General features: G+C 62.6%; 13 protein-coding genes. 6 read left to right on the top strand and 7 right to left on the bottom strand.

The genetic code is table 11. The features are described 5' to 3' along the window. Positions 1-47: 47 nt before the first annotated feature. The 4 genes from FPT15_RS29595 to FPT15_RS29580 all read left to right on the top strand — a co-directional run bounded on the left by FPT15_RS29595 (position 48) and on the right by FPT15_RS29580 (position 4,133). Positions 48-638, top strand: a complete 591-nt coding sequence (locus FPT15_RS29595; RefSeq protein ID WP_145166223.1) for an antibiotic biosynthesis monooxygenase — start codon at positions 48-50, stop codon at positions 636-638. Continuing rightward, the gene (locus FPT15_RS29590) at positions 635-2,473 is read left to right on the top strand and encodes an amidohydrolase (protein ID WP_145166222.1); all 1,839 of its coding nucleotides are present in this window, start codon (positions 635-637) and stop codon (positions 2,471-2,473) included. Before FPT15_RS29595 ends, FPT15_RS29590 begins: the two co-directional genes overlap by 4 nt. 34 nt (positions 2,474-2,507) lie before the next feature. Next, entirely contained in the window at positions 2,508-3,125 is a 618-nt protein-coding gene (gene ycaC / locus FPT15_RS29585) for an isochorismate family cysteine hydrolase YcaC (RefSeq protein ID WP_145166221.1), read from the top strand. Between the two features lie 120 nt (positions 3,126-3,245). Beyond that, the gene (locus FPT15_RS29580; protein ID WP_145166220.1) at positions 3,246-4,133 is read left to right on the top strand and encodes a LysR family transcriptional regulator; all 888 of its coding nucleotides are present in this window, start codon (positions 3,246-3,248) and stop codon (positions 4,131-4,133) included. A 135-nt stretch (positions 4,134-4,268) separates the two neighbouring features. Here the strand turns inward: FPT15_RS29580 and FPT15_RS29575 are convergent, their stop codons facing one another. The 7 genes from FPT15_RS29575 to FPT15_RS29545 all read right to left on the bottom strand — a co-directional run bounded on the left by FPT15_RS29575 (position 4,269) and on the right by FPT15_RS29545 (position 11,312). Next, positions 4,269-5,216: a D-isomer specific 2-hydroxyacid dehydrogenase family protein gene (locus FPT15_RS29575; protein WP_145166219.1), complete on the bottom strand. Its 948-nt coding sequence runs from the start codon at positions 5,214-5,216 to the stop codon at positions 4,269-4,271. Between the two features lie 13 nt (positions 5,217-5,229). Continuing rightward, positions 5,230-6,402, bottom strand: a complete 1,173-nt coding sequence (locus tag FPT15_RS29570; RefSeq protein ID WP_145166218.1) for an acyl-CoA dehydrogenase family protein — start codon at positions 6,400-6,402, stop codon at positions 5,230-5,232. 143 nt (positions 6,403-6,545) lie between these two features. Further along, entirely contained in the window at positions 6,546-6,671 is a 126-nt protein-coding gene (locus FPT15_RS30225) for a hypothetical protein (RefSeq protein WP_256676539.1), read from the bottom strand. Further along, positions 6,668-8,032, bottom strand: coding sequence for an LLM class flavin-dependent oxidoreductase (locus tag FPT15_RS29560; RefSeq protein WP_145166217.1), 1,365 nt, complete (start codon positions 8,030-8,032; stop codon positions 6,668-6,670). The genes FPT15_RS30225 and FPT15_RS29560 overlap by 4 nt, the downstream gene beginning before the upstream one ends. 14 nt (positions 8,033-8,046) lie before the next feature. Next, on the bottom strand, positions 8,047-9,021 hold the full coding sequence (locus FPT15_RS29555) for an ABC transporter substrate-binding protein (protein WP_145166216.1): 975 nt from the start codon (positions 9,019-9,021) through the stop codon (positions 8,047-8,049). 99 nt (positions 9,022-9,120) lie between these two features. Further along, positions 9,121-10,704, bottom strand: a complete 1,584-nt coding sequence (locus FPT15_RS29550) for a rhodanese-related sulfurtransferase (RefSeq protein ID WP_145166215.1) — start codon at positions 10,702-10,704, stop codon at positions 9,121-9,123. After that, positions 10,701-11,312, bottom strand: a complete 612-nt coding sequence (locus FPT15_RS29545; RefSeq protein ID WP_145166214.1) for a cysteine dioxygenase — start codon at positions 11,310-11,312, stop codon at positions 10,701-10,703. The genes FPT15_RS29550 and FPT15_RS29545 overlap by 4 nt, the downstream gene beginning before the upstream one ends. A gap of 225 nt (positions 11,313-11,537) precedes the next feature. Here FPT15_RS29545 and FPT15_RS29540 point away from each other — a divergent pair, with 225 nt between their 5' ends. Beyond that, positions 11,538-12,443 carry a LysR family transcriptional regulator gene (locus FPT15_RS29540; RefSeq protein ID WP_124417080.1) on the top strand — a complete coding sequence of 302 codons (906 nt, stop codon included), beginning with the start codon at positions 11,538-11,540 and terminating at the stop codon, positions 12,441-12,443. 123 nt (positions 12,444-12,566) lie between these two features. Continuing rightward, the gene (locus tag FPT15_RS29535; RefSeq protein ID WP_145166213.1) at positions 12,567-13,361 is read left to right on the top strand and encodes a class II aldolase/adducin family protein; all 795 of its coding nucleotides are present in this window, start codon (positions 12,567-12,569) and stop codon (positions 13,359-13,361) included. Positions 13,362-13,485 lie beyond the last annotated feature (124 nt).

Here is a 13,485-nt window from a genome sequence, read left to right as displayed (position 1 = left end):
CCCCAAACTCCCCCCATCGCACAACCCTCCAGGGGGGAATCAGAACCATGGACCCAACACCCAAAACCAGTCCCGACGAAGTCGTCACCCTGGTCGTCAAACACCTGATCAAACCCGGCCGCGAAGCCGACTATGAAGCCTGGCTCCGGCGCATCGTGCGCATCGCCGGCGAACGCCCTGGCCACCTCGGCGTCGACGTCGTGCGCAGCAAACAAAACCGCCTGGCGCTGTTCACCTGCGTCCTGCGCTACCGCTCCACCGACGACCTCGAACGCTGGCTCGGCTCCCCCGAGCGCCAAGCCCTGATCAACGAAGCCACGCCCATGCTCGCCGATGGCGACAACACCGAAATCGGTGCCGTCAACGAATTCTGGTTCGCCCCCCTGGCCGACAGCGCCGCCAAACCACCGCGCTGGAAACAAGCCGTGGTGACCTTGTTTGTCATCCTGCCGCTGACCCTGCTGATCCCGATCATCTGGGCCCCGGTGTTACGCCTGCATCCGTTCCTCTCCAACTACGTGGTCGCCACCTTCCTGGTCACCCTGACCATCGTGCTGCTGGTGGTCTACCTGCTGATGCCGGCCGCCACCCGCCTGTTCGCTCCCTGGCTTGAAGCCTCTGTAAAGGAAACCCTATGAACGCCGATCTGATTCTGTTCAATGGCCAGTTCCACACCGTGGACCGTGAAAACCCGCGCGCCACCGCCGTTGCTATTCACCAGGGCCGCTTCGTCGCGGTCGGCACCGACGCCCAAGCCATGGCGTTGCGTGGCAGTGCCACGCAGGTCATCGACCTCAAGGGCCGCACCGTCATCCCCGGCCTCAACGACTCGCACCTGCTCCTGATCCGTGGCGGGCTGAACTACAACCTCGAACTGCGCTGGGAAGGCGTGCCATCCCTGGCCGATGCGCTGCGCATGCTCAAGGATCAGGCGGACCGCACGCCCACGCCGCAATGGGTGCGCGTGGTCGGTGGCTGGAATGAATTCCAGTTCGCCGAAAAACGCATGCCGACCCTGGAAGAGCTGAACCAGGCCGCGCCGGACACGCCAGTGTTCGTGCTGCACCTGTACGACCGTGCCTTGCTCAACCGCGCTGCCCTGCGGGTGGCCGGCTACACCAAAGACACGCCGAACCCACCGGGTGGCGAGATCGTGCGTGACAGCAATGGCAACCCCACCGGCATGCTGGTGGCGCGGCCCAACGCGATGATTCTGTATGCAACCCTGGCCAAGGGCCCGAAATTGCCGCTGGAATATCAGGTCAACTCGACCCGCCAGTTCATGCGTGAACTCAATCGCCTGGGCCTCACCAGCGCCATCGATGCCGGCGGCGGTTTCCAGAACTATCCCGATGACTACGCGGTGATCGAGCAACTGGCCAAGGACGAACAACTGACGGTGCGCATCGCCTACAACCTGTTCACGCAAAAGCCCAAGGAAGAACTCAGCGACTTCAAGCACTGGACCGGCAGCGTCACCCTGCACCAGGGCGATGACTACCTGCGTCACAACGGCGCCGGCGAGATGCTGGTGTTTTCGGCGGCGGACTTCGAGGATTTCCTCGAACCGCGCCCCGACCTGCCGCTGACCATGGAGCAGGAACTGGAACCGGTGGTGCGGCATTTGGTCGAGCAGCGCTGGCCGTTCCGCTTGCATGCCACTTACAACGAATCCATCTCGCGCATGCTCGACGTGTTCGAGAAGGTCAACCGCGACATTCCGTTCAATGGCCTGCCGTGGTTTTTCGACCACGCCGAAACCATCACGCCGCACAACATCGAGCGCGTGCGTGCTCTTGGCGGTGGTATCGCGATCCAGGATCGCATGGCGTTCCAGGGCGAATATTTTGTCGAGCGTTACGGCGCCAAAGCGGCCGAAGCCACGCCGCCGATCAAGCGCATGTTGGCTGAAGGCGTACCGGTCGGGGCGGGCACCGACGCCACGCGCGTGTCGAGCTATAACCCGTGGACCTCGTTGTACTGGATGGTCAGCGGCCGCACCGTCGGCGGCCTGGAACTGCACGCCGAAGGCCTGCCGCGCCTCACCGCGTTGGAGCTGTTCACCCACGGCAGTGCCTGGTTCTCGTCGGAGCAGGGCAAGAAGGGCCAGATCAAGGTCGGCCAGTTGGCGGACGTTGCCGCGCTGTCGGCAGACTTTTTCAGTGTCGATGAAGAAGCCATCAAGTGGATTGAGTCGGTACTGACCGTGGTCGGCGGCAAGGTGGTGTACGGCGCCGGCGACTTCGAAGATTTTGCACCGCCACGCGTGCCGGTGCTGCCGGACTGGTCACCGGTGGTCAAGGTGCCGGGGCACTGGCGCCCAAGCTCACCGTTACAAGCCCAGGCCCATCAATGCAGCGGCCCGTGTGGCGTGCATGCCCATGGCCATGAAAAAGCGCGCCTTTCCAGTGTGCCGGTCAGCGACTTCCAGGGTTTCTGGGGCGCGTTTGGCTGCTCGTGCTTTGCCTTCTAAAACTCCCCTCTCAATCAAAAACAGGAGCTATCCCATGACTTACAAACGCTTGAACAAAGACGACGCCGTGGTGCTGTTGGTGGACCACCAGACCGGCTTGATCTCGCTGGTGCAGGATTTCTCGCCCAACGAATTCAAGAACAACGTGCTGGCGCTGGCGGATGTGGCCAAGTTCTTCAAGCTGCCGACCATCCTCACCACCAGCTTTGAAACCGGCCCCAACGGCCCACTGGTGCCGGAGCTGAAAGAACTGTTCCCGGACGCGCCGTACATCCCGCGTCCTGGCCAGATCAACGCGTGGGACAACGAAGATTTCGTCAAGGCCGTCAAGGCCACCGGCCGCAAGCAATTGATCATCGCCGGTGTGGTGACCGACGTCTGCGTGACGTTCCCGACCCTGGCCGCGCTGGCTGAAGGCTTTGAGGTGTTTGTGGTGACCGACGCGTCCGGGACGTTCAACGAGGCCGTGCAACGTGCATCGTGGGCGCGCATGAGCGCAGCGGGTGCGCACCTGGTGAACTGGTTCGCGGTGGCCTGCGAGCTGCAGATCGACTGGCGCAACGACATGGAAGGCCTGGCCAACCTGCTGTCGCCGCGCATTCCCAACTACCGCAACCTGATGAACAGCTACTCGGCGTTTACTGCCAAGTAACCCGACAGACAGCACACCACTGAACCCTGTGGGAGCCGGGCTTGCCCGGCTCCCACATTTGATTTGTGGTGCCATGACTGACCGGTTATAAAACAGCAAAATGTCCACCGAGAAGCGACAATGAACCCCTTCGAAGACATGCGCCTGTTCTGCCAGGTCATGGAGTCCGGCAGTTTCACCGCCGCCGCCGAGCAACTGGGCCTGTCCAAGCAATTTGTCAGCCGCCGCCTGATTCAGCTGGAAGAGCGCCTGGGCGTGCGCCTGCTCAACCGTTCCACGCGCCGCCTGGACGTCACGCCGCTGGGCCAGAGTTATTACGAATCCGCCTTGCGATTGCTCAGTGACGTCGAGCAAGTGGAGCAGGGCATCGCTGGCCAGAACAGCGAGCCGCGCGGCACGCTACGCCTGAGTGCGCCGCTGTCGTTTGCCATGGCTCACCTGGGCTGCCTGTTGCCGTCATTTCTGCAACGCTACCCGCACGTGTCGGTGGAAGTGGACCTCAGCGATCGGCCTGTTGACCTGATCGGTGAAGGCTACGACCTGGTGTTGCGCATCGGCACCCTTGAAGACTCGACCTTGATCGCGCGGCGTATCGCCAGCGTCGAGCGGGTGTATTGCGCCAGCCCCGAGTACCTGGCCCTGCGCGGCACGCCGCTCAAACCCGACGACCTGACCGACCACGATTGCCTGCCCTACGGCCACGGCCGCCAGGTGCAATGGCGCTTCCAGACCAAGGGCAAGCTGCAGTCGGTGAATGTCAGCGGCCGCATGCGCGTGAACAACGGCGAGTTGTTGCGCGACACGGCGATTGCCGGGTTGGGTGTTACTTACCTGCCGACGTTTATCGTGGCTGAGGCGCTGAAGGATGGGCGCTTGGTCACGCTTCTGGAAGACTTCGCCCCTGAAGCGCTGACCTTGTCAGCCGTTTACCCGCAGCACCGGCAGAGCTCCAGGCCCGTGCAGGCGCTGGTGGAATTCTTGCGTGAACGCCTGGCGGGTGGTTGCTAAATCATTCCAGAATCCGGTGAAGATCAAATGTGGGAGCTGGCTTGCCTGCGATAGCGGTGGTTCAGTTGGCATAGTTTCAACTGATACATCGCTATCGCAGGCAAGCCAGCTCCCACATTTTGATTGTGGTTCGGCTCAGAGATCGACAAGGTTGGCCAGCGTCGAGCCCTGCACATACCGCTGCAGATTCGCCAGAAACGTATCGGCAATCTCCTCTTGGCTGTTGGTCGAAATCGCCGAGGTATGCGGCGACAACCTCACCCGTGGATGGCTGTACAACGGGTGCCCATCCGGCAGCGGTTCCGGCTCGGTCACGTCCAGCGACGCCAGGCCGATCTGCCCGTTGTCCAGCGCCTCCAACAACGCCTCCTGATCAAGCAAACCACCGCGCGCGATGTTGATCAGGTGCAACCCCGGCTTGGCGCTGCCGAGCACATCGCGGTTGACGATATGCCGCGTGCGCTCGGTCAGCGGCGCCGTCAGTACCAGATGGTCGGCACGGGCGAACAGGTCGTGGATATCCCGCGCGGCTTCGACGCCGTCCACGTCAAAAGAGGCATGGCTTTGACGCAACGCAACCACGTTGATGCCGAGTGCCAACGCCTTTTGCGCAAGGCTTTTACCAATCGCGCCAAAGCCGAGAATGCCCAGGGTCGTGCCCTTGAGCGGACGCAATGGCGTGAAATTCCACTGGGCATCCTTCACCCAGATAGCCGGCAAGTGCTTGGACGCGGCAAAGATCGCCGCCAGGGCGAACTCGGCGAGGTTATCGGCGGCGCTGCCACGCGAGGTGGTCACCGGTGGGCCGTTGAACAGCCACCGCGGGTAGAAGTCGATGCCCGAGGAGACCAGATGCACCCACTGTGCGCCGTACGGCCAGCCTGGCGGCGGGGTCTCTGGCGCGGTGTAGCCGCGCACGTTGATCGGGCGCAGCAAGAGGATATTGGCCTGGGGCGGCAAGTCACTCGGCACACCAACAGGCACGCCGATCACCTGGGCTTCAGGATGAATCGAGGCGAGGCGTTCGCGGATCACCGCGTTGTAATCTTCGTCCAGCTGGCTGGCAATAATCACCTGACTCATGAGCGCTCCTTATTCATTTTGGGCCACGTTGGGCGAACACAGCTTTGCCGACGCCTTGCAGCACGGCGTCGTTTTGTGGGGTATGCACGCGGCTGCACAGCACGTCGCGGTAATGGCGTTGCAGCGGGCTGTGGCGTGACAGGCCCGGGTTGCCTGAGGCTTCGATGGCCAACTCGACGGCGCGGATCGCGTTGCCGGTCACCAGGTACTTCAACTGCGCGGCATTCGCGGCCGGTGTGTGGCCTTCAGCGGCGGCGTCCAGCAGGCTGCGGTTGGCAAACAGCAACGTGTCGATATGGCCGACGGTTTCCTGAAAACGCGGCAAGGTCGACAGCGCTGCGCCCAGATTGGATGGCTTGCGCTCCTCCAGCCATTGCACCAGCCAGTCCCGTGCGGCCTGGGCCACGGCGTCATACACCGAGGACAGCAACACCGACATCCACAGGAAACCATCGCCATCCAGCTCTGGCTGCGGTGCGCTCCAGGGGCTCACGCTGACGGCGTGGTCCAGCGGCACCAGCACGTTGTCGAGCACCACTTTATGGCTGCAGGTGGCGCGCATGCCCAAGTGATCCCAGGTGTCGATGATGCTCACGCCGGGGCTGTCTTTAGGCACCAGCCAGGCGCCCACCAGCGGGTCGGCGTCATCGCTGCGCGCCCACACGCTGAACCAGCTCAGGCCATGGCTGCCGGTGGAGTAAATCTTGCGCCCACTGATGCGCCAGCCCTCGGCGGTGCGCACGGCGGTGGTCGCCGGCAGGCCGCCCCGCGCCGGGGTGCCCAGGTCGGGTTCGACACGCAACGCATTGATCAGCGCGCCGTTGCGCACCGCGTCTTCGGCGACGTGCACGCGCAAGTGCTGGGGCCAGGCTTTGCTGTCTTGCAAGCGCGTGTGTTGCAGGTACTGCATCACCAGGATCAGCGCGGTGGAGGGCTCGCCCTTGGCAATCGCGCTGATCGCCTTGCGCGCCTGGGGCAAGCTGGCACCGCCGCCGCCCAAGGCCTTGGGCACGGTGAGGGCGACCAGGCCGTGGTCATGCAACAGCGTGAAGTTATCGTGGGGGAAGGCGCCGCTGGCGTCGTACAGGTGCGCAGTGCTCGCCAGCTCGGCGCTGAGGCGTTCGAGCAAGGCTTCGAAGTTGGCGACTTCCACGGAGCGTAAGGACGGTTGGGAAAAGTGGCTCATGGTTGCTTCACTCGATTCGATAGGTGTACGCCGATACCTGTGGGAGCTGGCTTGCCTGCGATAGCCATTCCAGGCTGACAGTGTTGGTGGCTGAAACACCGCGATCGCAGGCAAGCCAGCTCCCACATTGAGTCGGTGTGATTTCAGATAGCGATGCGCACAGGCTGTTGGCCCAACACGCGCTCCACCACCTGCAACGCCGCCGGCGCCCAGGTGGCCACACGTTCGGCATGCAGCTCAGCTAACTGACGGTTCAGGGACTCGCTCATGCCAGCGCCTCCTGTTGTTCTTCGACCTCGGTGGCGACGCTGTAACGGTTGGCCGGCACGTCCAGGCCAAGGTTGTCGCGCAGGGTGTGGCCGGTGTATTCGTTACGGAACAGGCCGCGCTGTTGCAGCACCGGCACCACCAGCTCGGTGAAGTACTGCAAGCCATCCGGCAGCACCGAGTTGATGATGAAACCATCGCTGGCGCCGGTTTCGAACCAGGTCTGGATCGCATCGGCGACTTGCTCCGGGGTACCGACAAAATCGCGTTTGGGCCGCGAGAAACGCAGGGCCACTTCGCGCAGGGTCAGGCCTTCGTCCCTGGCCAGTTGCTTGATGCGCTCGGACCCACCTTTCTGGCTGTTGGCGCCCAGGTCGCCGAGTTCCGGGAAGGGTTCGTCCAGCGGGTATTGGCTGAAGTCGTGGTCGTTGAACGGGCGGCCGAGGGCGACAATCGCATCTTCCACGGTGACCAGGTCCACGGCCTGCTGATAGCGGCTTTCCACCTCGGCGGCGTCACGCCCGACAATCGGGCGGATGCCCGGCAGGATCGACAGGCTACTGGCGTCACGCCCGAAGCCTTTGGCGCGGCGCTTCAAATCGGCGCTGTAGGCTTTGCCTTCTTCAATGTTCTCGACGTGCACGAAAATCGCATCGGCGTTTTGCGCCGCAAAGTTGCGCCCATCCTCCGAGGTGCCGGCCTGGAAAATCGCCGGCTGGCCCTGGCGCGAACGCGCGATGTTGAGCGGGCCTTTGACCGAGAAAAACTCGCCTGTGTGGTTCAGCGCATGCAGCTTTTGCGGGGTAAAAAACTCGCCGCTTTGCTTGTTGTAGGCAAAGGCGTCGTCCTCCCAGGAATCCCACAGGCCCTTGACCACGTTCAAGTGCTCCTTGGCGATGCGGTAGCGCACGGCATGCGGTGGGTGCTCGGCCTTGCCGAAGTTGTCGGCGGTGCCGCTGAGCCATGAGGTGACCACGTTCCAACCGGCGCGGCCGCCGCTGATGTGGTCCAGGGACGCAAACTGACGTGCCACCTGATAAGGCTCGGTGTAGCTGACCGTCACCGTGGCGACCAGGCCGATGTTCGTGGTCAGCGCGGCGAGGGCCGAGAGAATCGTCAATGGCTCAAAGCGATTGAGGTAATGCGGGCTGGATTTGGCGTGGATATGCAGGCTGTCGGCGATGAACACGAAATCGAATTTGGCGCCTTCGGCCAACTCAGTCTGCTGCTGGTAGAAAGCAAAATTCGTGCTGGCATTCGGTTGCGCCTGCGGGTGACGCCATTCGCCCCAGCCGTGACCGACGCCGTGCACCATGGCGCCTAGCTTCAAATGGCGTGGCTGCAATTGATCTGGCTTGCTCATGTGTCGCTCCTTGCTTAGCGCGATGCTTGGGAAGTGGGAAAACGCTCGGCGTTAAAGCTCTTGTCGAAACCCTGCGACACGTCGATGTGCTTGGGCAGCAGGCCTTCCTTCTGATAGGTGTCGGCCGTGGCTTGCAGGCCGCTGATCACGCTGTCGTCGATTACCACGGGGCTTAGATGAGTGTCTTTGGCCACCTCGACGTGCACCGCCAACGGCAGGCCGGTGATTTTCGATTGGGCGGCAGCGTATTCATTGGGGTGCGCATTGGCCCACGCATAAGCGCGATCGACGCGGGCGACAAAGTCGTCCAGTTGCGCGCGTTTTTCGCTGATGGCCTGGTGGGTGGCCGCAAAATACAGGTGGTTGCTCAGCAGCTGGTTGCCGCTGACCAGCACCCTGGCCTGGCTTTGTGAGGTGACCACCGTGGTGTACGGGTCCCACGTGGCCCAGGCGTCGACGGTGCCGTTATCGAGCACCAGCCGCGATTCGGCGGGCAGCAGGAAAATGAATTGCACATCCTTGGTGGTCAGCCCGGCGCTGGCCAGGGCCTTGATCGCCAGGTAGTGGCCGATGGAACCGCGCCCGGTGACGATTTTCTTGCCCTTGAGGTCGGCCACCGTCTTGATCGGTGAATCCTTGGGCACCACCAGGGCGGTGGTGTTGCGCCCTTCGGCGTGGATGATGCTGACCACTTTGAGCGAGGCGCCGGCGCCCAGAGCAAACACATACGGCGCATCGCCGAGCGCGCCGACATCCACGGCGCCGGCATTCAGGGCTTCGCCCAACGGCGAGGCGGAGGGGAATTCCGACCATTGGAGGATGTAGGGGACGTTTTGGGTTTCGCCCGAGGCTTCCAGCAGGGCCTTGATGGTGGATTTCTGATTGGCCACGCGCAGCGGTTGCAGGTCGGCGGCCTGGGCGGTGGTGAGCAGGCCAAAGGCGAGGGCGGTGCCCAGCAGCAGGCGTTTGAACGCAGGGGTAAAGGTCATGAGCGGTAGATTCCAGACAGTTCGAAAAGGTGTGGGTTACCTCCGCCTGGAAAGGGGTCGGTGCGGCCTGCCCCGGTCCGGGGCAGGCGTGAAGGTGGCTCAGATCACATAGAAACCATGGGTGCCGTCGCGGGCCAGCTGGTCGACCAGGCCAAACTCCCAATCCAGGTACGCCTGCATGGCTTCCTTGGGGCTGTCGGTGCCTTCGTAGGGTCGGCGGTAGCGGTCGATACGCGGTGAAGCCAGGTGGGTTTCACCGGTTTCCAGCGGCAGTTGCTCGGCGATCCAGTGGGTGGTGCCGCCTTGCAGCAGGAACACCGGCTTGCCGGTCAGCGTCTCGACTTCGGCCACCGCCAGGCGCGCCAGCTGGCTGGTGCCGCAGGTCAGCACATAACGTTCGGCAGGCGGCACCTTGGTCAGCGCTTCGGGCAATTGCGCCCGCAGTGCCCAGTGGGCGCCGGGGATGTGGCGCTTGACGTAATTGACGCTCGGGGTGAAATCCAGCACCGCCGTGTCGCCGTGGGCGAGCCACTGCGCCAGGGTGTGCGGGCTGATCAGCTCGGCTTGCTGCGGCGCCGGTACGGGGGCTACCCAGGCACCGGTTTCGCTGAAGTGCGCCGTTTGCAGGTCGTCGAGCACATGCACTTCCCAGCCCAGTTGCGCGAGCCAGGAGGCGGACATATTGGCACGCACGCCGTCGTCATCCGCCAGCACCAGACGCGCACCGCGCACGCTGGCGACGTGATCGGTTTCCTGCACCAGCTGGCCGCCCGGTGTGGAGCGTGCGCCGGGCAGGTGGCCGGCTTCGAATTCTTCCGGGGTGCGCACATCGAACAGGTACGTGGTGCGGTGCGGTTCCTGCTGCCAGCGTTGCAGGTCAGCCAGGGTGGCGCGGCCGACGCGAGCTTTATCGGCCACGCGGCGCGCGTCCCGGGCGGCGATCTGGCGGTGTTCTTCGCGGGTTGGCGCAAAGCGCCGCGACTGGCCGTGGGCGAGTTTTTGCCCGGCCAGCGTCCAGCCGATGGTGCCGTTACGCAGCGCCGACACCGGGTTGGCGATGCCAGAATTGATCAACGATTGAGTGCCAATAATGCTGCGCGTGCGCCCGGCGCAGTTGACGATGATGCGTGTGGACGGGTCCGGCGCCAGTTCACGCGCGCGCAGCACCAGCTCGGCACCGGGCACGCTGATGCCGGTGGGGATGCTCATGGTCTGGTATTCGTCGAAGCGGCGCGCGTCGAGCACCACCACGTCGGCTTGGTTGTCGAGCAGGGCCTGGACTTCTTCGGCGGCCAGGGACGGCGTATGGCGCTCGCTCTCCACCAGCTCGCCAAAGGCTTTGCTGGGCACGTTGACGTCGATAAACAGCTCACCACCGGCCTTGCGCCAACCGTCCAACCCACCTTCAAGCAGGCTGACCTGGGTGTAGCCCAGCGCAACCAGGCGCTCGGCAGCGCGCTGCGCCAGCCCTTCACCGTTGTCGTAGACGGTGACCTGGGTATCGCGGCGCGGAACGCGCGCGTACACCTCAAGCTCCAGTTTGGACAGCGGGATATTTGCAGCGAACAGCGGGTGCGACTCGGCAAACGGCGCTTCTTCGCGCACATCGACCAGGGCGACTTCTTCACGGTCCAACAGGGCCTGACGGATCTGGGCGAAGCTGCGGTTCGATACGGTGGTCATAGGGCAGGGCTCTTTTCTTTGGACACATCCCAGATGTTCGGGAGGTAGGCGTTGGAATAACCGGAGATAAACAGTTTCTCGCTGCCGTCGGGCTGATACACCGCGCGGCGTACCGCACCGATATTGGCGCCGTACACATGAATGCTGATCGACACCTGGTCGCTGTGGGCATTGCTGACCTGATGAATATCGCCGACCTTGGGCGACACGGCCTCAACCTGACCCGGCACCAGCTGAATCGGCTTGCCCTCGGCAACGAGGCGGCCGTCGGGTGCGCGTCCAAAGCCCTGGGAAAATTCCGAGCCGCGCAGCATGCCGATCAAGCCCCACACCCGGTGGTCATGAATCGGCGTACTTTGCCCCGGCCCCCACACAAAGCTGACGATGCAAAAGCGCTGGCGCGAATCGGCATGCAGCAGAAATTGCTGGTAACGCGCGGGGTCGGGTTGGGCGTATTCGTCGGGCAGCCAGTCATCGTGGCTGACCAGTTGCGCCAAGAGCTTGCCGCCACGGTGCAGCAGGTCGCCTTCGCGTGGATTGCCGTCGATCAATTCCGCCAGGGCGCCTATAAAGGCTCTGAGTCTCTCGGGGTGTCGGGCCTGGGTCATGGCACTTCCATCGCTGCTTTAACGGGGAGGGTGTGATGGGTTTATATAAGCATAATGTTTATAGTTAATATGCTATTTTTTAATGATTAGCTTATAGCTTTAGGTAATTTAGAATCGGTCTGCATAGCGTTAGACGTTATCGATCACAGCGTGGACTATCCATGCAGCGTTCCTGCAACTATGCTTCGCACACATCTTAATGACTGTTCTCTATGTGCGGCCCAAATGAAAATTGACGATATCGATGCCTTTGTCGAAGTGATTCGTTGCCAGTCCATCAGCCATGCCGCCGAGTCGTTGCAACTGACCCAGCCGGCCATTACCCGCCGTGTGCAGAACTTCGAGCAGGCGCTGGGCGTGGAGCTGTTCGACCGCAACACCAAGCCCCTCAAGCCTACGCTGATCGGTACGCGCGTTTATGAACAATGCCGGCTGATCCTGCGTGAAATGGATGCCCTGCGCGAACTGGTGGCCACCGATGCGCCGCCCACTGGCGTATTGCGCCTGGGCGTGCCGCAGACCATTGGCGACGTGGTGCTGCTCGATGCGCTCAAGCACCTGCGCACCGAATACGCCGACCTGCGCACCCAGGTCGCCACGGGTTGGGGCAGCCAACTGGTCGGCAAGATCGAGCGCGGTGAACTGGACGCGGCGGTGGCGCTGTTTCCGGCGGGCAAGATTTTCCCGGACAACATCGTCGGTGAGTCCATCGGCAAGATGGAGTTGGTGGTGGTGTGTGCCAAGGCGCAGTTGCCGAAGAAGCCGTGCAAGTTGGCCGATGTGTACCAGAACGGCTGGATTCTGAACCCGGATGGCTGCGGTTTCCGCGCCGGCTTGCAGCGCACCTTGTCTGACCAGGGGTTGGCATTGCGGGTGAACCTGGAAACCTTCGGCACCGAATTGCAATTGGGGCTGGTGGCCGACGGTTTGGGCCTGGGGCTGGTGCCGCGGCCTTTGCTGGAGCGCAGCGCTCACCGTGAGCAGCTGGCGGTCATGCCGCTCAAGGATTTCAAGCCGGTGATGGATTTGTGGCTGATCTATCCGCATTTTCTCGGCAACCTGCAGGGGCCAGTGGATGCATTCGGCAAGCTGGTCGCGGACTCGCTGCACAAGATCCGCAACGCGGCCTGAGCGGGGAATGCGGTTTTTTATAAAAAAAAATAATAATTAGCTTAGATTAAAATGTGCTTTTTATTATTTTTCGGCATCCCCTAGGCTGCCTGGAGTCCTTAAGGCCATCCAGGAAGTTTTGCCATGAGCAGCGTCGCCTCTTTATCCAGCGTTTCCAGCAACGTCCGCCAGCGCGTGTCGCCTGAAGAGTGGGAGGTGCGCGTCAAACTGGCTGCGGCCTATCGGCTGGCGGCGTTGTACAAGTGGACCGATCACATCTACACGCACTTCTCGGCCCGCGTGCCGGGTCCGGATGAGCATTTCCTGATCAATGCCTTTGGCTTGTTGTTCGATGAAATCAGCGCGTCCAACCTGGTCAAGGTTGACCTTGACGGCACGATTGTCGACGACCCTACGGGCCTGGGCATCAATTACGCAGGCTATGTGATTCACAGCGCCATTCACGGCGCGCGGCATGACCTGCAAGCGGTGCTGCACACGCATACCCGTGACGGTATTGCGGTGTCGGCGCAGAAGGACGGGCTGTTGCCGATTTCCCAGCATTCCATCGCGTTCTCCGGGCGTATCGCGTACCACGGCTATGAAGGCGTGGCGCTGGACCTGGACGAGCGTGAGCGGTTGGTGGCGGACCTGGGGGACAAGAGTGTGATGATTTTGCGTAACCATGGGTTGTTGACGGCGGGGGTGAGCGTTGAGCATGCGTTTCAGCAACTGCAGGGGCTGGAGCGTGCGTGCAATATTCAGGTGGCGGCGCAGGCGGGCGGCAATGCGCAGTTGATCTTCCCGCCGGCGGAGGTGGTGGCCAAGGTTGAAGAGCAGGCCAAGGTGTTCAGCAACGGGGCCGGGCCGGGTGTGGCGCGGCATTGGGATGCGTTGGTTCGGCAGTTGGAGCGTACGGATACCGAGTATAAAAACTGACGTTGGCGGCGGTGTGGGGGGTTGGGGGCTGGTTTATTTGTGAAGGGGGGTGTTTAGGTAGATTGGGGGCATATCCGTTGCTGCGGTAACGGCGGCTGGCGGTTCCGCTCTTACAGCGGGTCAC

Origin of the sequence: Pseudomonas sp. RGB (assembly GCF_007713445.1) — a bacterium.
Taxonomy (GTDB): domain Bacteria; phylum Pseudomonadota; class Gammaproteobacteria; order Pseudomonadales; family Pseudomonadaceae; genus Aquipseudomonas.
This window is presented reverse-complemented; position numbering and strand designations above follow the sequence as displayed.